The 511-nt window shown below is 42.9% G+C and carries 1 rRNA gene; it reads right to left on the bottom strand.

From position 1 onward, the window contains the following. Positions 1 to 211: 211 nt before the first annotated feature. A 5S ribosomal RNA gene (gene rrf / locus FJQ58_RS00105) occupies positions 212 to 328 on the bottom strand. Positions 329 to 511: the final 183 nt, after the last annotated feature.

Genomic DNA, 511 nt, shown 5'->3' with positions numbered 1-511 from the left:
ATTAATCTCGAACACCTTTCGCTTACAATAAAAACAGCTTAAAGGATGTTTCAGCAATTTCTTTTCTTTCGTTATCCAGTTTTCAAGGTGCAAGTTTCTTGTCGTTTTCACGACAGGAATATTAGATTAGCATACTCGTTCATTACAATCAACCACTAAAAGTTGGTAATTCGCTTGTATGAATTAATCCNTCGCTTGTATGAATTAATCCGCTTGGCGACGTCCTACTCTCCCAAGACCCTGCGGTCTAAGTACCATTGGCGCTGGAGGGCTTAACGGTCGTGTTCGGTATGGGAACGCGTGGTTCCCCTCCGCCATCGCCACCAAACGAATGACTAGACATAATGAAAGAAAGTGTTCAACAATGCCATCGAAATCAGAGCAGGCAAAATCGCCTCGTTCTTCTTCTATGTATTGCGTTACTCTTTCAAAACTGACAACGAGTAAGCGATAAACTGCCAAGTTTATCCGAACCTCATCGGGCTCGGGTATTTCCTTAGAAAGGAGGTGA

The sequence above is a fragment of the Paenibacillus paridis genome, from assembly GCF_006345825.1.
Lineage (GTDB): Bacteria > Bacillota > Bacilli > Paenibacillales > Paenibacillaceae > Pristimantibacillus > Pristimantibacillus paridis.
Note: the sequence above shows the minus strand (reverse complement) of the source record. Positions and strands in the feature narration are given on the sequence as shown.